The sequence below is a fragment of the Terasakiella sp. genome (genome assembly GCF_048267425.1).
GTDB lineage: Bacteria > Pseudomonadota > Alphaproteobacteria > Rhodospirillales > Terasakiellaceae > Terasakiella.
This window is the reverse complement of sequence record NZ_JBLWXN010000006.1, coordinates 21851-40699: the sequence shown is the minus strand read 5'-3', so window position 1 is coordinate 40699 and position 18849 is coordinate 21851. Positions and strand designations below refer to the sequence as shown.

Here is an 18849-nt window from a genome sequence, read left to right as displayed (position 1 = left end):
GTTACCCTTCCCAGCCATTCTGCAAGGCGATGCGGACGGCTTGGGCGCGGTTGGCGGCTTCCATTTTGCGATAGATGTTGCGCAAATGTACTTTGACGGTAATCTCTTGTAAGCCAAGTTTGCGGGCAATTTCTTTATTTGTACTGCCTTCGATCAGATGGCCGAGAATTTCTTTTTCACGGTCACTTAAGCGTGACAGCGGGCCGTTTTCCATGTTGTTGCTGGTGGCACTGCGCCCGATCGGGCTGTCGTCATTTGATTCAGGCGTATCCTGAAAGGCGGCAGAGGGAATGTATTTTTCACCGGACAAGACCAGACGGAGCGCATTGACCATAGCGGACCCGCTGATGGTTTTAGGGACATAGCCTGCTGCGCCACGTTCAACAGCTTCCAGAACATCATGGCGATTGAAATGACCGGATAAGATGACAACGGGGACATCTTTGTGGGCCTCGCACATTTTGACCAGACCATCGAAGGCATTCATTCCCGGCATTTTAAGGTCCATTAGAATAAGACCCCAGCCATCACTGGCCTGAGAGATTTCATAAGCCTGATCGAAGGATGCTGCTTCCATGATTTCAACGTCCGGGCTTAGTTCCTCAAGAAAGGGACGAAGGCCTTCGCGAACGAGATTGTGGTCATCTGCAATAAGAATTTTCATGTGCGCTTTTTCTTTTTTACCAATAATTGTGCATATCATATTGTAATATTATATATTTCTCAATCCTCAATAGTAGAAAACGTCTTTTCGTTGACGGATTGCAGGGCTTCTTCAATGCTTTCGGATAAATAAGAAAGGCTGACCGGCTTCTTAAGGATTTTGAAAGCTAGCGTATTTAGATCATGTTGATCGGCATCATCCATCCCGGTATGCCCGGTGACAACGATGACGGGAAGGGACGGGCAGCGTTTTTTCAAATTTTGGATCAAGACATAGCCATCCATGCGGGGCATGCGCATATCGGTGACGACCACATCAACGGCTTCCATGTCATAGAGTTCGAGGGCTTCTTCGCCGTCACCTGCAATATTGACCTGATATCCTTGGTCGAACAAGTATTCCATCATGGCTTCGGCGGCGTATATCTCGTCATCGACAACAAGAACTTTTGCGCCATCGGCGTTCATATCCAAATCGTCGTCTTCATCCTCAGCCAATTCGATGATTGGCAGTGGTGTATTTTTGTGGACCATTTTTTCGGCAAGACGCTTGGGAGAGAATTTTTCCTCTTCTTCGATGGCACAAGGCAAGGTGATATCAAACCGCGCCCCTTTATGAATGTTGCGTGCCCGAATGGCCCCGCCCATAGCAGCAATGATGCCATAACTGACGGAAAGCCCAAGACCGGTTCCTTTGCCCACTTCTTTGGTGGTGAAAAAGGGATCAAATAATTTGGCAAGGGCATCTTCGGGAATGCCGCCACCGTTATCTGTAATCGCAATATTGATTTTATGATCTGCCTGATCATAGGTAATTTGTAGGATGATTTGTTTATTCTCGTCTTCTTCCCAGTTTGTTGTTTGGTGTCGTTGATTGATTGCATCACGTGCGTTGTTGACGAGGTTCAGAATGACTTGTTCCAACTGGATAGGGCGCCCGTTTAACATGGCGTAATGGGCAGGATAGCGAACATCCAGATGAATACCTTCTGCAAGGAATTGAGACTCGATCAAATCCACAGATTGTCGAACAACTAAAGTTGGATCAAACAGTTCGAGATCCCCAGTATCTTTACGGCTGAAAATGCGCATATGGTCAATAATGTCCGCCATGCGACCACATTGCATGCTGATGAGATCAAATTTCTTCTGGCTTTCGTCTTTTTCAAGTGTGCCACGTTGCATTTTAAGTAAGGAGCCTTCGGCGGCAAAACGCATGATGTTAAGCGGTTGGCTGAGTTCATGGGTAATCCCCGCGGCCATTTCCCCCAAGGTTGCCAGTTTGGAAGTCTGTGCAAGATGTTCATTGACGCGATTTCGCTCTGTAACGTCACGGATAATGAGTAACCGGGTTGTAAGGCCAGAATACGAGACGGGACGTGCGGTAATGTCGGCTTCAAATAATCGCTCATCCATACGTCGCAGGGTGACAGAACCAATAAATTGCGTCGGATCATCATCTGTGATGCGTGGTGCGTTGGCAAAAAGATCCTGTTCTTTCACCAGAAAATCATAGAAAGATTTGTGATAGATTTCCGCCCGATTGGTGGTGGCAAACAACACATGGCCTTCGGGGTTGGAAAAGACGATTTTATGCTGTTCATCCAAAACCAGAATGGCATCCGGTGACATATCAACCAGACTGCGGTATCTGCCTTCACTTTCACGCAAGGCTTCTTCTGCAATCAAACGGCTGTGTTCGCTGCGTAAACTGGTCAGGCCATATCCGACATCATTGGCAAGTTCAGACATAAGGTTGATATAGCGATTATGGAACGTTCCCGGGTCGCTTGATACGACGGTTAGAAAGCCTGTGAGTTTTGTATCGATCCAAATTGGAAAAATTCCGGCAGTGCGTGCACCTGTATCTTGAAAGAAGGCTTTGAAGTCTGGGTAAGCTTGCAGCAAAAGATTTTCATTCAGGATCATATATTCTTGTTTAATGAAAGCCTGCTTCAGTGTGCTGGACGGGCGGTAGGAGGTTTGTGGAAGTTGACGACCGCGCAGCATATTCACTTTTAGAAATTCCGGTAATTGCCCTGTTGTATTGAAAAGAGAAATCCAGGCCGTATCAAAGGGAAAGGTGTCGGTGATAATGCGGCAAATTTCTGAAAGAATGAAACTTTCGTTGCGGGCATGAAACAGGATGTTGCTGCAAGAACTGAGGGTTTCGGATATTTTCTTGCCTTCAAGGATTTCCTTTTCTCGCTCTTTCAACGCGGTAATGTCGGTGTAAATGCCTACGATCCCGCCCTCGGATGTTTTGTGTTCGTGAACGAGAAGATGGCGTCCATTGGTTAATTCAACTTCGTTAATGCCACAGTTTTGATGAGCGTGCACAATGACTTTTGCGTAAGTTTTGGTAAAGGGGCGCGGGTATTTAATGATCTTTTCGCGATGGCAAATTTGCATCAGCTTTAGAAAGGTTGGTTTTTTGTTGGCATAAGGGGTGAGGGCGGGGAACATATCGAAGATGGTGTTGTTCCACATGATTAAACGGTCTTGAGAATCCCACATCAAAAACCCATTGGGCAGTGCGTTTAGTCCCTCTTCAAAGCGGGCTTTGAAAACGGTGCTTTCCGTGTGGTCGGAACCGGTGCCACGATATCCGGCAAATTCACCATTCTTATCAAAAAATGGTTTGCCGTTGCTGGTGACGCTGATTTCACGATCACCAATACGAGTTGTGTATTGAAAATTGCGAAATGGTCTGTGGTTATCTAGATCCTCTAGGTGTTGTTTCCATTTGGCGCTTTGTGATGCATGCGGTTTTAGGTCGAGACGTGTCTTTCCAATGAGTTGTGTTTCATCAATGCCGGTTAATTGTGTGAACTGGTCTGAAAAATAGCTAAAGCAATGATTGCGGTCAGTTTCCCAGTACCAGTCGGAGCTTGCATCCACGAGGTCGCGCAATTTGGTTTCGTTATCGGTTAAGCTTTCTTGTGCTTTTTGTAATTCCGTCGTCGACAGATAAAGGGAAAATAGATCGGCAACGGCGTTGGCAAATTGTCGGTCACTGTCATCCCAGTGGCGGTGTTGTCGTCGGGTATGTATTTGAAGAATACCGTGCGTGTTTTGACCAAAATTAATATGCACCATCAATACGGATAAGGGTGCATCGTTTTTTGTGTAAATTTTATGCAGTTCAATCGAACGAAGGTCGTTTTTAATATCTGTAATACTCAAGACCTTTTCACGTTGCAGGGCGGTGAAAAGAGTGGGGTACAGCTCTGAAGTCATGTGGAGAGAGGGCGCGGGTGTATCGTGCTGGCTCTCAAAACAATAACATTGGGTGAGGCTGCTGTTTTCATCATTAAAACGCCATAAACTGACTTGTGCACTATCGATCGTTCTTGCAGTTTCCTTCAGGAGCCAATGGATCGTTTCCTCTGTTTTTTTTTCAGGCGAGGTTTGCAGAAGAAGGGGCTGCAACTTGTGTGACATGCGTTCAATTGCGCCGAGATATTTCTTTAATTTTACTGTGATGTTATTGCGAGGTTTAAGTCGGGGGATAAAATGCATTGCGCCAGAGATGAGTATCAAAATGCCAAGAACGAGAATAAGTAGGGTCTCGGACGACGTATCTGCGGGGGCGACACTTGCGAGTGCCGCGGTGGGGATCATGTTCAATCCAAGAAGAAGAAGCTTGTGAAAGCGTGGATGCATGGTTTGTTATACGCTTGTGATGAATTTGGCCAGAGTGTTCTTTGATCAACGTTTGATCACTCTATCTCATTGCCTGACAATGGCAAAGTGTTGAGAGTGAATAATTTGTGACGTGGTGTTATGGTGAGTAAAATTATATAAAATCTAATTTGCTGCGCGCGTTAAATTGATGTACGAATTGCAATTAAAAGTAATTATAGTATGACACTATTGTTACATTTAATTTTTGCTGTGTACTTTTTATGACGGAAAAGTTACAAGCTCCTGACTTCAATAGGGCGAATGGTGTTCAAATGGCTGAGAATCCTCTTCCATCCGGTGATCTGAAGAAACTCGATAAAGAGTTGAAAAACATCAGTAGATTCGAAGACGCGGTACAAGAAATTAGTCGCGGCAATCTGAAATTCGGTATTTGTATTCTTTTCCTTGTGATGGTCGGATTCTTCGCCTTCACCCAAGTTGCAGATGCCAGTAATCAGGTCTTTATTGTACTGGCAGGTTTGCTGGGTGCCTATATGGCATTGAATATTGGGGCCAATGATGTGGCTAACAATATTGGTCCGGCGGTTGGTTCCAAAGCATTGACCATGACCGGTGCGCTTATCATTGCCGCTGTTTTTGAAGCGGCGGGGGCCATTATTGCCGGCGGTGATGTCGTATCCACGGTGCGCAAAGGTATCGTAAACCCGGCAGCGATGGAAAGCGACGTCATGTTTATTCATGCTATGATGTCGGCTTTATTTGCTGCTGCATTATGGGTAAACCTTGCGACATTTATTGGCGCGCCTGTCTCCACAACACATTCTGTAGTCGGTGGTGTTATGGGGGCCGGGATTGCGGCAACGGGTCTAGGGGCTGTTAATTGGGCGACAATGGGAAAAATTGCAGCAAGTTGGGTTATTTCACCCGTGATGGGCGGGATCATCGCAGCGGCCTTCCTTGCGCTGATTAAATTCCAGATTCTCTTTAAAGAAGATAAGGTCACGGCAGCTAAAAAATGGGTTCCGGTTCTTGTTGGTTTTATGGCGGGTGCTTTTGCCATGTATCTGACGATGAAGGGCTTGAAAAAGCTGTGGAAGCCGAGTGGCGAAGTTGTCATGCTGATCGGCCTTGTTTTCTTTGTCAGTACGTGGGTGATCGTGAAGCCTGTTGTGGCCAAGGCGGCTGAAAAAATTGAAAACCGTCGTCGTGCGGTTAGCGATCTCTTCACGATTCCGTTGATTTTCTCTGCGGCACTGCTGTCTTTTGCTCATGGTGCAAACGATGTTGCAAATGCTGTTGGGCCCTTGGCTGCCGTTGTTGGTGTTGCCAGTGGGGCGGACATGACGGGCAATGTTGGCTTGCCGATGTGGATTTTGGTCGTAGGTGCCTTGGGTATAGCGGCTGGCCTACTGTTGTTTGGTCCAAAACTGGTGCGTACAGTCGGTGAGAAAATTACCAAACTGGATCGTGCGCGCGCCTATTGTGTGGCTTTATCGGCAGCGATTACGGTTATTATTGCTTCTGCATTGGGGTTACCGGTGAGTTCTACGCATATCGCAGTTGGCGGTGTGTTCGGTGTTGGTTTCTTCCGTGAATTTTTGAGCAATAAGAAAAAACGCGAACGTCTGGAGAAAGTTTTACCTGAAGCAGGTGAAACCGGTTCGGATAAAGGGCGTGGCGAGGCCTTGGAGCGTTTAATCAAAAAACAGGAAAAATCACGTCGCCGCAAGCTGGTCCGTCGTCAACATTTGACAACAATCGTGGCCGCTTGGTTGATTACCGTGCCGCTTTCAGCCTTATTGGCAGCAATCCTTTATTGGATGATGTCCACGTTGATGTAAGGCAAAACGATAATAAAATTCTGTTTAAAACGGTCTTCAGTTGAATGAAGGCCGTTTTTCTTTGGGGGAGAGGGCATTGATTGGTTGTTGTTGATTTTGAAAATTGCTATACCTTTCACCCAAATAGGAAAGTGTGTTTTATCCGTTTGAAAAGCATGCTTTTAATGAAGATATAACAGATTGGGTTAGTCACTTGACCAGCGACAACGAACAAACACCATCACGTATGGACATTGCACCGGTTTCTATCGTAGACGAAATGCGCAGCAGCTATCTCGATTACGCGATGAGCGTAATTGTTTCACGGGCACTGCCGGATGTGCGCGACGGCCTTAAGCCGGTACACCGTCGTATTCTCTATGCCATGAAAGAAAGTGGTTACGAGTACAATAAACCTTATCGTAAATCGGCCCGTATCGTCGGGGATGTCATGGGTAAGTATCACCCGCATGGTGACAGCGCGATTTACGATGCGATGGTGCGTATGGCGCAAGACTTCTCTATGCGCCTGCCTTTGATTGATGGACAGGGCAACTTCGGTTCTATGGATGGTGATCCGCCCGCCGCCATGCGTTACACCGAAGCGCGTATGGATAAGGCGGCGCATAACCTGATTGCCGATATCGACAAGGAAACGGTCGATTTTAAGGCCAACTATGATGATTCTACGGTGGAGCCCAGTGTTCTGCCTGCGCAATTCCCCAATCTGCTTGTGAATGGGGCGGGCGGTATTGCGGTTGGTATGGCGACGAATATCCCGCCACATAACCTTGGGGAATTAATTGATGCCTGTTGTGCGCTCATTGATGACCCGTACTTGTCGATTGATGATCTGATCCGGGATTATGTTTTTGGTCCCGACTTCCCGACCGGGGGGATTATTCTGGGACAATCCGGTTTGCGCTCAGCGTTTCATACGGGGCGGGGCTCCGTCATTATGCGCGGACGCACGGAAATCGAGGAAATCCGCAAAGACCGCATGGCGATCATCATCACGGAAGTTCCGTATCAGGTCAATAAGGCCCGTATGATCGAAACGATGGCAGGTCTGGTTCGCGACAAGAAAATCGAAGGCATTTCCGATCTGCGTGATGAGTCGGACCGTCACGGTGTCCGTGTGGTCGTTGAAATCAAAAAAGGCCACCACCCGGAAATCGTCCTCAATCAACTGTTTAAATTTACACCGCTGCAAACCAGTTTTGGTGTCAATATGTTGGCCTTGAACGAAGGCCGCCCGGAATTGATGAACCTGAAGCAGATTTTGCAGGCCTTTATTGCATTCCGCGAAGAAGTCATCACCCGTCGCACGGTTTACGAACTAGGTAAAGCCCGCGATAAAGCACACGTTTTGGCCGGTCTGGCTGTTGCGGTTGTGAATATTGATGAGGTTATTGCACTGATCCGTCAGGCGGCTGATCCGCAGATTGCGCGCGCAGCCTTGATGGAACGGGCGTGGGAAGCCGGCGAAGTCGAACCGTTGATCCAATTGCTGGATGAACCGGACCGTCAAGTTGTTGATGGAAAATACAAACTGTCAGAAACACAGGCTAAAGCCATTCTGGATTTACGCCTGCATAAGTTGACAGGCTTGGAACGCGATAAAATTGCCAATGATTTGCGTGAATTGGGTGCGGAGATTGAAGAATATCTCTCTATCTTGCGCTCACGTGAAAAAATGATGACTTTGATGCGCAACGAATTGCTGGATATGCGCACACAGTTTGCCACACCGCGCCGTTCTGAAATTCAGGAAGCCGAATTTGAACACGATATCGAAGATTTGATCCAACGCGAAGACATGGTCGTGACGGTGACGAATTCCGGCTATATGAAACGCGTGCCGCTGGATACATACCGGGCGCAGCGCCGTGGTGGTAAAGGCCGTTCCGGCATGAGCACCAAGGAAGAAGATATCGTCGAAAAGGTTTTTGTCGCCAATACCCATACACCGCTGTTGTTCTTCTCTTCCAGCGGGATGGTCTACAAAATGAAAGTATATCGTCTGCCATTGGGTACACCGCAGTCTAAAGGTAAGGCGATGGTGAACTTGTTGCCATTGGATGAAGGCGAAACCATTTCAACCGTGATGGAACTGCCGGAAGACGAGAGCATTGCAAAAGATATGCATATCATGTTCTCGACCGCGTCCGGCGGCGTGCGTCGTAACCTGTTGTCTGATTTCACAAATGTGAAGGCCAACGGGAAAATCGCGATGAAACTGGATGAAGGCGATTCGATGGTGGCCGTGTCGGTCTGTTCGCCAGAAGATCACGTCTTCCTGACGACACATAACGGTCAGTGTATCCGTTTTGCCGTTGAAGATGTCCGGGTTTTTGCCGGGCGAAATTCAACAGGTGTGCGCGGCATCCGTTTGCAGGGCGAAGATCGCGTAATTAGTATGTCGATCTTGCACGGCGGGAAATGGACGTCAGAAGAACGTGATAGCTATTTGCGATATGCCAATGCGAAACGACGTGGCGAAGACGTTGTTGCAGAAGGACTGAACGAAGAACAGATCGCAGAAATGGAAGCGGCAGAAGAATTCCTGCTGTCCGTTACCGAACGTGGTTTTGGGAAACGGTCTTCTTCCTTTGAATATCGTACAACCGGGCGGGGCGGTAAAGGGATTGCCAATATCGAAATGTCCGAACGTAATGGCAAGGTTGCGGCCTCCTTCCCGGTCGAAGTTGAGGACGAGATCATTATGGTGACAAATGGCGGGCAACTGATCCGCACGGGCGTCGATCAAATCCGTATTGCCGGACGTAAGACACAGGGCGTGACCCTTTTCCGCGTTGCAGAAGGGGAGAGCGTCGTCTCCGTCAGCTGTTTCCGGGATATGGGCGAGGATTCTGATATAGATGCTGAGGGTGGTGACACTGAGGCTGCATCCGAAAATGAGACACCTTCTACAGAAGGTATGGAACAACAGGCAGAACAAACTGCCGATATACAGGAAGGCAATGACGAAGGCGTGGAAAGCTAAACGCTTTCTACGCACTGCCTGTTATGCTTTTGAGGAGTGATGTCTCATGGTTAAAAAGCGCATTGGTATTTATCCGGGAACCTTCGACCCGGTGACAAACGGTCATCTGGATATTATTGAAAGAGCGACCAATATTGTTGATCACCTGATCCTCGCCGTTGCAATTAATCGCGGCAAAGGCCCTTTGTTTTCATTGGAAGAACGTGTCGCAATGGTCGAGCATGAACTTTCTGCCATCATGGAACGTACAGGTGCCACGATTGAGGTTAAACCTTTTGAAAGCTTGCTGATGAATTTTGCAGCGGCACAAGGGGCAAAAACCATCGTGCGGGGGTTGCGTGCGGTCTCTGACTTTGAATATGAATTCCAGATGGCGGGGATGAACTCCCATTTGGAACCGGATATAGAAACGGTTTTTTTGATGGCCTCGGATAAATGTCAGTTTATCTCTTCACGCTTTGTCAAAGAGATTGGCAAATTAGGTGGCGATATCAGTAACTTCGTCACACCGAACGTGCGAGAAAAACTTATGGAGCGTTTTGACGCGGACGAATAGGATCGAATCAGAACAATGCGTCGTTTTCAAAACAGGGTGATCTCATGGTTTCGGCTGAACGAGATTCCCAGTTAAATTGAAAACGGCGCTTTTTTTTGTCGTGAATGTACCAAGAAAGCCTCTGTAACTGTTTGTTTTTAAATATTTTTAAAAGAAAATGCATTTTTTTTAAATTCTTTGTTGACCAGACGCGTCGACCCCACTATGTTCCGCCTCACCAAACGGGACGGACACACCGCCAAGCGGTACGACGGACCACCTCAAATGAGGGCACTTAGCTCAGTTGGTAGAGCATTCGACTTTTAATCGAACGGTCACAGGTTCGAATCCTGTAGTGCCTACCATTACAAAACCTCGCTTCATCGAAGCGAGGTTTTTTATTTTTGGATTTGAGTGTGTCAAATATGTTCTTCTTATTTCGTTAAATGATAATGATTATGAAAAACACTTGCAATTGAGATTGGGGTTCATTAAAAGCGGTTTACTGATAATGATTATCGTTATCTATAACCTTTTAATTTTGAGCAAACCGGTAAGTGAATCAAATGTCATTAACGTTTCCATTCAAAAAAATTGCCCTTATGGGCGTGACTTCTGCTTTAGCCTTAACGTCCGTTTCTGCAATGGCGGCTGAACCGACCCGTGAAGAATTGTTGGCCATGCTGTACAAGCAACAAAGCCAGTTGAACGAGCTTCATAAAATGTTGAAGCAGACTCAGGCGCAAGTCGAGAAAACCGAACAGAAAGTAGAAGAAGAAAAAGCTTCTCCTGCGTTTTTGGATACCGTCCAAATTGGGGGTGTTCTGGAATTTGAAGCAACGTCCACAGAAGCCTTCAGTGGGGCTGATAGCAGTGATCTTTCCTTGGCAAAGGCGGAACTGTCTTTTTCTGCAAAACCACACGAATACGTAACCACAAACATTGTGGCTTTGTACGAAGATGGTTCCAACAATATCACATTGGATGAAGCAACCATCGAAATCGCGAACAAAGAAAACTTCCCACTCTATACGACGGTTGGGAAATGGGCTTTGCCGTTTGGTAATTATGATACGGCGATGAGCTCCGACCCGATTACAAAAACATTGGGTGAAACCAAAGAGAACGCCATTTTGGTCGGTGCGACATATGCAGGCTTTAGCGTCGAAGGTTTTGCCTTTAATGGCGATACACAACAAGCCGGGGAAGGCAACAACATCGACCAATATGGTTTAAATGTCGCTTATGAAGGTGAAGATGCTGGTCTGACTTATGCGTTGGGTGCCGGTTATATCAATAACATTGCAGATTCTGATGGGGTTACTGATGTTGTGACCGGTCCGGCTGCATTGAACAGCTATGTGGGTGGTATGAGCCTGAATGGTTCTGTCACTGTTTCTGATATCACATTCAATGCTGGTTATGTGAAAGCAACGGATACGTTTAAAGTTGGCGAACTGGCCTTTAATGGTCAAGGGGCGCAACCGCGCGCATGGAATACGGAACTTTCCTATGCGACTGAAATTATGGGTAAACCGACGACCTTTGCGGCAACCTACCAAGGTTCGGATGAAGCATTGGCTTTGAGCCTGCCTGAAACACGTTTGGGTGCGGCGGTGACCGTTGAAGTCTATGATAAAACAGCTTTGACGCTAGAATATCTTGCGGATGAAGATTACAGCAAAACCGAAGGCGGTACTGGTGCCGACGGCCATACAGCAACGGCAAAACTGGCTGTTGAATTCTAAAACGTGAAAGCCCTGAAAACGACACAAGTTTTTTTCAGGGCTTTTTGCCTATAACCGGAAACTGCTTTGACGCGAATTAAGCTGGTTTAACGGGTGAAAATATGCGACTAAAGTTGTCTACGGATTACTTTAGCGCTTTTTTTTTATGACATTACCTGATCAAAATAACCGACTGACGGCATTGGAAGCTGAAAATAAGCAATTAAAAGAGGAAGTGGAGCGTGTCCGTCTTTCCGAAAGACGCTTTCTGGATGCTCTGCGCCTCAGTCCGATGGCAATGTGTCACCATGATCGGGATTTGCGTTACACATGGCTCTATAACGGTCATATGGGCTTTGTGCAGGATGATGTCATTGGGCTGACCGACTGGGACATTCTTGATAAAGATTTGGCTGACCGTATGGGGACGATTAAACGTCGGGTTCTGGAAACAGGAAGAGGCGAACGTGTCGAGATGCCCACCGTCGCAGGGGACGAAAATTCTGAATATTTTGACCTTGTTGTTGAACCGCTAAAAGACGAGGCGACAGGCGATATTGTCGGTTTGTCTTGCAGCGGTATTGATGTCACACAGGATCGACGTCGCCGCGAAGCCTATAAGGCAAGTGAAGAAAACCTGCGTTTCATTTTTAATGCGTCTCCCATGCCAATTGTTGTGGTCGAACAACACGATGATCGGGTCTTGTTTTTTAATCGGGCGGCACAAGCCGTTTTCAATCTGGAAAATAATCAGAAAATATTTGATGAACTTGATCTGCCGGCAGACGTTCGTCAAAACTTGATCGATCAGCAGGGGATCGAAGATTACAAACTGAGTTTTTCTAACCCCGCAGGGGAAACCTTGGTTTTAACGCTTTCCTGTACGCCCATTTTTTATGATGGACTGTCGGCTTTTCTTTGTACATTCCATAATTTAACCAAGGAAGTGCACTATCAGCGTCAATTGGAAGAAGCCAAGGAAAAGGCGGAACTGGCAAGTCTGGCCAAGTCGCAGTTTTTGGCAGCGGCCAGCCATGACCTGCGCCAACCTCTCCATGCTATTGGGTTGTTGTTAGGCGTTCTGGAACAACATATCCCCGGCCCAGAAGGGCTTCAGGTTCTGGAACGCGTCATGACATCTTTGGAAACCATGAATGAACTGTTTTCCGGGATCCTTGATATATCCAAGCTGGATGCAAACGCGGTTCTCGTTAGGCTGGAGCCTGTGAACGTGGCCCGGTGTTTTGAGGTTTTGGAAGATGAATTTGCACCGGTTGCCGCCAGAAAGGGGCTGCAACTTGTTTTCGTGAAATCATCTCTTTGGATTCTCAGTGATCCCCTTCAGTTTGACCGTATTTTGCGAAACCTAATCGCAAACGCTGTGCGTTATACACAAAGCGGTCGAATTATAGTCGGTGCTCGTCGCGAAGGAGAACGTTTGCGCATATGCGTTCTGGATACCGGCATCGGTATTGAAGAAAAAGATTATGAAATCATTTTTCAGGAATTCCGCCAGCTTGGTAATCGTGAACGCGACCGCCGTAAGGGGCTCGGTTTAGGATTGGCAATTTGTGAACGGGTTGCCAAACTTTTAAAGACGAAAATTCAGCTGACCTCAGTGTTGGGAAAAGGCTCCATGTTCAGTTTTGATGTTGAGACATGTGAGGTAGATGAAAGTGAGCGGGCAAATTCTTCACGGGCAGGTGGTTCGGTTTTGCAGGGAAAACGCATTTTATTTATTGAGGATGAAATAGACGTTCAAACCGCCACAAAATATATGTTGGAAGCATGGGGATGCACAACGTTACTTGCCGCCACAGAGCGGGAAGCCCTTGAATTTTGCAAGCAGGTTGATCAGAGATTGCCCTTTGATGCAATTGTTGCCGATTACCGGCTGCGTGGTGAGGAGACAGGATTGGACGTTATTTTGTCATTACGGCGCAAGTTGGAGGTGAATACCCCTTCCATCGTGCTTTCCGGTGAGACGGCAGCGTCTTTAATTCGTAAACTGGAAATGCAAAATGTGCCTTTGCTGACAAAACCTGTAATGCCTGCTGATTTGAGAGAGGCGCTCAGTAATCTTGTGACTTAAAAAGTGTTATTTCGTAGTGTAATAGCATAAGAAGCTTGTATTTTTCTGAGCAATAAGTCAATTTATAGAAGGTGCAGGGGGAAAATAGGCTGAATAGATTAGGGCATGAGTGAACAGCTAAAAATTTTGCTGGTAGAAGACTCTGAAGACGATTGCGAGCTCCTTGGGTTGGAGTTGCGTCGTGGTGGTTTGAACACGACTATCACACGGGTTGAAACCGCACGTGAATTTGAAGAACAATTGATTTCCGGCGAATGGGATCTTGTTCTATCTGATTATAATTTGCCCGCCTTTAATGCGCCCGCGGCCCTGAATATTGCCGTTAAACACGAAAGCAATTTACCTTTTATCATTATTTCCGGGGCCGTAAGTGCCAGGGATGCGGTGATCTTGCTTAAGGCAGGTGCGCATGATTTTATCGAAAAAGGGGACTATGCGCGACTGGTGCCCGCGATCGAGCGCGAATTGCGCGAAATGAAAATGCGCAAGGAACGTTTGGGCGATCAGGCGACCTTGCGTAAACTGTTCCGCGCGGTGGAACAGAGTCCGACCAGTATTATGATTACGGACGGTAAAGGGCGACTGGAATATGTAAACCCTCATTATGAACAGGTTACCGGGATCGGGCGTAAAGAAGTATTGGGGCAATTGCCGGATATTCTTGCAGGTGATTTTGTGTCGTTGGAACAAAATGCAGCTGTCTGGGAAGCGGTCAATAATGGTAAGGAATGGCGGGGCGAATTTTGTAATCAACGCAAAAATGGCGAACTTTTTTGGGAAAATGTCAGCGTCGCTCCGATCCGAGATGAAAATGGTATTTTGACCAACCTGCTGATTTCAAAGGAAGACATAACCTATCGAAAAGAGACGGAAGAAAAACTCTATCGTCAGGCAAATTTTGATGAACTGACAGGCCTTCCCAACAGAGGATTAATTTTGGATCGATTGGGGCAGGCGTTGCGACGTTCCGACAATGTTGCGCTGATGACCGTCGATATGGATAATTTTAAAAAGGTCAATGAATCGTTGGGCCATAGTTTTGGGGATGAACTGTTGGTCATGGCCTCGCTTCGCCTGAAAAACTGTTTGGATAATAATTACGGTATTGGCCGGGTCAGTGGTGACGAATTTGCCATTGTGATGTCCGATATTTCGCGGATCGGTGATGTTGAAAATGTGGTGCGCGATGTTTTGGATGCGTTCAGCGCACCATTTGATATCCGCGGGCATGAATTGTTTGTGACGATCAGCGCCGGTTTGACGGTTTGCCCGGAAGATGGCAACGATGCGTCCACATTATTTAAAAATGCAGAAGCCGCCATGCGCTTAGCCAAAGAAGACGGGCGCAACGGTTTTCGTTTCTTCCGGCCCAATATGAACCGTGCAGCGGAAGAACGTCTTGTTCTTGAAGCCTGGCTGAGAAAGGCATTGGAAAAACAAGAACTTACTTTGTATTATCAGCCGATTATTGAACCTAAAACCGGTCGTATTGCTGGTGCGGAAGCTTTGATCCGCTGGCTGCACCCTGAAAAAGGGTTGATCCCACCTGATAAGTTTATTCCATTGGCAGAAGAAACCGGCTTGATCGTTTCTATCGGGCAGTGGGTTATTGAAACGGCCTGTCAGGCCTTGAAGGAACTACATGCCAGCGGGTTTGACGACCTTTATATTGCGGTCAACGTATCTCCTCAGCAAATCTGGTCTCAGACTTTGGTGGATGTCGTGAAAAATGCGCTTACCCAATATGACGTCCCAAAAGGAAGTTTGGTAATTGAAGTGACGGAAAGCGTTTGTATGGCTGAAACAGAAACCACATTGACCGCTTTGAAGGCCATGTCGGATTTGGGTGTCCGTCTGGCGGTAGATGATTTTGGGACCGGATTTTCGTCACTGAATTATTTAAAACGGTATCCGTTTAATATTTTGAAGATTGATCGGGCCTTTATTTCCGACTTGCCGGAATCTAATGATGATGCGGCCTTGGTCAATGCCATGCTTGCGATGGGACATAGTCTGGGGCTGAGTATTGTTGCCGAAGGGGTAGAGACAGAAGCGCATGTGGCGTTCTTGGAAGAACGTGGTTGCGACCTGCTGCAAGGGTATTATTTTAACCCGCCAATGGAAAAAGGGAAGTTCCTTAAACTTAAGGACTATACGTGAGGATAGGTTTCTTTTACCTGTCGTTATAGTTTAATAGTTCGCGCATAACGTTCTTTAAATGAACGACACAGAAATCATGGCGCGGAATATTTCAACTATGGCTAAATACCAAATAGAGAATATCAGTATTCTTATTGCGGATAGTAACCGTCAACTGCGAAGTAGTTTGAAAGGTGTTTTACACCATTACGGTTTTCGTAAAATTACGGATGCATACGACATTGAAAGTTTTGAAGATGCTATTCGTGCGCATAGTCCTGATTTGATTTTATGCGATGTCAATTTAAAGGGCGAACAGGTTTGCGAAGTTATCCATCGCCTGCGCCATAACCATTTAGGGCAAAATCCTTTTGCAGCCGTGATTCTGTTTATTGACGAGGCGGGCGAAGAAATCGTTCGTCAGGCTTCACGGGCGGGTCTGGATGATTTGCAGATAAAGCCGGTTGTGGCTCAAAAAATCATTGACCGTGTGAAGTTCCTGATCGAAAAAAGAAAACCATTTGTGGTAACAACGGACTATATAGGGCCGGACCGTCGCAAAGAAGCGCGTCAAGAAGGCCAAGAAGTTCCGCTTGTCACGGTTCCCAATACCTTGGCGCTGAAGGCCACAGGGGATTTTGAGCCCAATAAAACACAACGCCAAATCGCCAATGCCGTTTGGAGTGTGAATGCCCAAAAAATTGAGCGTCACGTCTTTCAGGTTAAATATCTGGTGGATCGAATTGTACCGGCCTTTAAAACAGGGCAGGTTACAAAGGACAGTGCCGAAATGGTGCAACGTTTGATGAATGTTGGTCAGGATATCAGCAAACGACTGAAAAACAGCGATTATGCACATGTATCTACTTTGGCCGCGACATTGGTGACTGTGACCAAAGCCATTTGGCAAAGTGGCGGTCAGCCGAAAAATAAAGATTTGGATTTATTGCCAGAGCTTGCAACCGCATTGTGTACAACGGTGAACGCAGAAAATACGGAAAATACAACGGTCAGCGAGATTCAATCATCCATTAAGCAGGTGTACGGCAAATAAATTTATAGTTTATGTCCGTAGGTTGAGTTAAGATAACTGAGATAATAAAAAAGCATCGAAAGTATTTGAATTTGTTGGACGAGATTCAAAAACAAGGTATGGTACTTTCAGATATAAAAGGTGCAAGTTGAATAAGTAGCACTGTTTAGTTTAGACGAGGAAAGAACATGGAATATAACGTTCGTGGCGATGACAATAGTAAGGAACTGTTCCTTCAGGGGCGCTTGACATTTTCCGACAATGTTGTGTTTCGTAAAATTGTTGATGACTTGAAAGAGTACAACGGTACGAAATGTGTTTTTGATTTAAGCAGTCTGGAATTTATCGATTCTGCAGGTTTGGGTATGTTGATGTTGTTGCGCGATGCAACCGTAGGGAAACCTTTTGCCCTTTCTATCCGAAATGCTGATGGTCAGGTTCGTCGTATGTTGGAAATTGCAAAATTTGATGCATTGATCCCGTTTGAAGACTGATTTAAAGATTAAAAATAGCTCTAAAAAGCACCTGATATCAGGTGCTTTTTTTGGTTTTGACCTAAAAATGCTTTCCTAAAAAAGTAACAGCAGCACGACAGCCTTCTTCATCAATTGCATGGGGAAGAGAGGGACGCTTTACGACCGAAATCTCAATGCCTGCTTGTGTCAACCCTTCAGCAGCCAAATCGACGGCGTGAATAGGGAGCATCTCGTCCACTTCGCCGTGAACCAATAAGACAGGGCATGTACATGTCTTGTCTGATATCAGGTGAGATGCACCGACGAGTGCACCGGAAAAGCCAACAATCCCGGCAAATGGTGTCTTTTGCCTGAAAGCAAGATGCAAAGCCATCATGGTCCCTTGTGAAAAACCAACCAAAGCGATCTTGTCTGCACTGACGTTGTGCTTTTTTTGCACATGGTCAATGTAAGTTTGAAGGTCGTTTGCGGCATCTTGTGCCCCTTCGTACATGGCTTCAAAGGCTGTTGCCTGCGTTGCCGTTTGTCGTCGCAAGTAATCTGCATCGTAACGTGCAAGACTGAACCATTGTCTTCCAAAAGGGGAGATTTCACATATTTCGGGGCCGTTGGGGGCATAAAAGGCCGTTGTCGGTAAGTGAGAGGCAAAAAAAGGTGCCAACCCAATCAGGTCTTGCCCATCCGCGCCAAAACCGTGAAGGAAAATAACAACAGAATCGATTTGGTTGTGATCGGGAAGGTATTCGGGGCCGTTTAAGCGGGGCATAGGGCTGTATCCTTGTATTTTGATCCTCAAGGATGTAGCTAATCTTTTCACCTCTATCAAATACATATTTAAAATGTTAATTAAAATAAATAACAAAAATAATTGACAAAATTGAAGGTTCGGACTAAATCGTAAGGACCAAAATGAAATAAGTTGAGATAGACAAAATGAGCGCAACATCAACAGCCGTTTCTTTTAGCCCTTTGAACGCCGCCTCGAGCGATAAAGAAGCTCGTTTGCAGGAATTGATGCAGCGCTATGGCAAACTTGAAGGTCAGGCCTTGTTGGAGGTCATGTTAAAAGAGGAATTCCCCGCCAAGATTGCCATTAGTTCGTCTTTTGGGGCTGAGGCAGCTGTTTTGTTGAAGCTGGTTTCTGAGGTGGATAAAACCACGCCTGTTTTGTTTATCGATACCGGGCATTTGTTTGAAGAAACAATTCAATACAAATCGACCATCGAAGAACATTTGGGGTTAAGCAATATTATCACAGTGCAGCCGGAACAAATCCATTTGGACAATGCCGATCGTGACGCCACCCTTTATCAACGCGATACGGATTATTGTTGTCATATCCGCAAGGTTTTACCGTTTGAAAAAGCCTTGGGTCCGTATGATGCGTGGGTCAGTGGTCGCAAACGTTTCCAAAATAGTGAACGTGCAAAATTGCAGGGAATTGAATTGGACCATGATGGTCGTTTCAAGATCAATCCCCTTTACAACTGGGATTATGAAACGGTGGTGTCCCAGTTTAAAATGATGAATTTGCCCAAGCACCCGTTGGTTGACAAGGGCTATCCGTCCATCGGTTGCGGCCCCTGTACCCGGGCGGTGAAAGATGGGGAAGATCAACGTGCCGGTCGCTGGTCAGGTCAAGGCAAGACAGAATGTGGCATTCATAAATCCCCCTCTTTCGAAGCGATTTATATCTAAAAAATATCAAA

The 18849-nt window shown here is 46.4% G+C and carries 12 protein-coding genes and 1 tRNA gene; 10 read left to right on the top strand and 3 right to left on the bottom strand.

The features are described from left to right. Position 1 precedes the first annotated feature (1 nt). Positions 2–664, bottom strand: coding sequence for a response regulator transcription factor (locus ACN0VA_RS10750; protein ID WP_417821150.1), 663 nt, complete (start codon positions 662–664; stop codon positions 2–4). Positions 665–723: 59 nt separating this feature from the next. Further along, positions 724–4287, bottom strand: coding sequence for a response regulator (locus tag ACN0VA_RS10745; protein ID WP_417821149.1), 3564 nt, complete (start codon positions 4285–4287; stop codon positions 724–726). 335 nt (positions 4288–4622) lie between these two features. Between ACN0VA_RS10745 and ACN0VA_RS10740 the strand changes: the two genes are divergently transcribed. The 9 genes from ACN0VA_RS10740 (at position 4623) to ACN0VA_RS10700 (ending at position 17158) form a co-directional block, all read left to right on the top strand. Next, on the top strand, positions 4623–6152 hold the full coding sequence (locus ACN0VA_RS10740; RefSeq protein ID WP_417821148.1) for an inorganic phosphate transporter: 1530 nt from the start codon (positions 4623–4625) through the stop codon (positions 6150–6152). Between the two features lie 226 nt (positions 6153–6378). Then, positions 6379–9138: a DNA gyrase subunit A gene (gyrA, locus tag ACN0VA_RS10735; RefSeq protein WP_417821318.1), complete on the top strand. Its 2760-nt coding sequence runs from the start codon at positions 6379–6381 to the stop codon at positions 9136–9138. A gap of 46 nt (positions 9139–9184) precedes the next feature. Continuing rightward, positions 9185–9694 carry a pantetheine-phosphate adenylyltransferase gene (gene coaD, locus ACN0VA_RS10730; RefSeq protein WP_417821147.1) on the top strand — a complete coding sequence of 170 codons (510 nt, stop codon included), beginning with the start codon at positions 9185–9187 and terminating at the stop codon, positions 9692–9694. Positions 9695–9962: 268 nt separating this feature from the next. Then, a tRNA-Lys gene (locus ACN0VA_RS10725) sits at positions 9963–10038 on the top strand. Between the two features lie 201 nt (positions 10039–10239). After that, positions 10240–11421 (top strand): LbtU family siderophore porin, encoded by a 1182-nt coding sequence (locus ACN0VA_RS10720; RefSeq protein WP_417821146.1) that lies wholly within the window; start codon positions 10240–10242, stop codon positions 11419–11421. Between the two features lie 145 nt (positions 11422–11566). Then, a complete protein-coding gene (locus ACN0VA_RS10715; protein WP_417821145.1) occupies positions 11567–13492 on the top strand; it encodes an ATP-binding protein in 1926 nt (641 codons plus the stop codon). Positions 13493–13597: 105 nt separating this feature from the next. Next, the gene (locus ACN0VA_RS10710; protein WP_417821144.1) at positions 13598–15652 is read left to right on the top strand and encodes a putative bifunctional diguanylate cyclase/phosphodiesterase; all 2055 of its coding nucleotides are present in this window, start codon (positions 13598–13600) and stop codon (positions 15650–15652) included. A gap of 97 nt (positions 15653–15749) precedes the next feature. Beyond that, positions 15750–16685: a response regulator gene (locus ACN0VA_RS10705; RefSeq protein ID WP_417821143.1), complete on the top strand. Its 936-nt coding sequence runs from the start codon at positions 15750–15752 to the stop codon at positions 16683–16685. A 167-nt stretch (positions 16686–16852) separates the two neighbouring features. Further along, the gene (locus ACN0VA_RS10700) at positions 16853–17158 is read left to right on the top strand and encodes an STAS domain-containing protein (protein ID WP_417821142.1); all 306 of its coding nucleotides are present in this window, start codon (positions 16853–16855) and stop codon (positions 17156–17158) included. A gap of 61 nt (positions 17159–17219) precedes the next feature. Here the strand turns inward: ACN0VA_RS10700 and ACN0VA_RS10695 are convergent, their stop codons facing one another. Then, positions 17220–17906, bottom strand: a complete 687-nt coding sequence (locus ACN0VA_RS10695) for an alpha/beta hydrolase (RefSeq protein WP_417821141.1) — start codon at positions 17904–17906, stop codon at positions 17220–17222. A 167-nt stretch (positions 17907–18073) separates the two neighbouring features. Here ACN0VA_RS10695 and ACN0VA_RS10690 point away from each other — a divergent pair, with 167 nt between their 5' ends. After that, entirely contained in the window at positions 18074–18838 is a 765-nt protein-coding gene (locus ACN0VA_RS10690; protein WP_417821140.1) for a phosphoadenylyl-sulfate reductase, read from the top strand. Positions 18839–18849 lie beyond the last annotated feature (11 nt).

Bases quoted from the DNA above. Each gene is read 5' to 3' on its own strand.
- ACN0VA_RS10750 (WP_417821150.1), bottom strand. From the start codon at position 664: ATGAAAATTCTTATTGCAGATGACCACAATCTCGTTCGCGAAGGCCTT.
- ACN0VA_RS10745 (WP_417821149.1), bottom strand. From the start codon at position 4,287: ATGATCCCCACCGCGGCACTCGCAAGTGTCGCCCCCGCAGATACGTCG.
- ACN0VA_RS10740 (WP_417821148.1), top strand. From the start codon at position 4,623: ATGGCTGAGAATCCTCTTCCATCCGGTGATCTGAAGAAACTCGATAAA.
- gyrA (WP_417821318.1), top strand. From the start codon at position 6,379: ATGGACATTGCACCGGTTTCTATCGTAGACGAAATGCGCAGCAGCTAT.
- coaD (WP_417821147.1), top strand. From the start codon at position 9,185: ATGGTTAAAAAGCGCATTGGTATTTATCCGGGAACCTTCGACCCGGTG.
- ACN0VA_RS10720 (WP_417821146.1), top strand. From the start codon at position 10,240: ATGTCATTAACGTTTCCATTCAAAAAAATTGCCCTTATGGGCGTGACT.
- ACN0VA_RS10715 (WP_417821145.1), top strand. From the start codon at position 11,567: ATGACATTACCTGATCAAAATAACCGACTGACGGCATTGGAAGCTGAA.
- ACN0VA_RS10710 (WP_417821144.1), top strand. From the start codon at position 13,598: ATGAGTGAACAGCTAAAAATTTTGCTGGTAGAAGACTCTGAAGACGAT.
- ACN0VA_RS10705 (WP_417821143.1), top strand. From the start codon at position 15,750: ATGGCTAAATACCAAATAGAGAATATCAGTATTCTTATTGCGGATAGT.
- ACN0VA_RS10700 (WP_417821142.1), top strand. From the start codon at position 16,853: ATGGAATATAACGTTCGTGGCGATGACAATAGTAAGGAACTGTTCCTT.
- ACN0VA_RS10695 (WP_417821141.1), bottom strand. From the start codon at position 17,906: ATGCCCCGCTTAAACGGCCCCGAATACCTTCCCGATCACAACCAAATC.
- ACN0VA_RS10690 (WP_417821140.1), top strand. From the start codon at position 18,074: ATGAGCGCAACATCAACAGCCGTTTCTTTTAGCCCTTTGAACGCCGCC.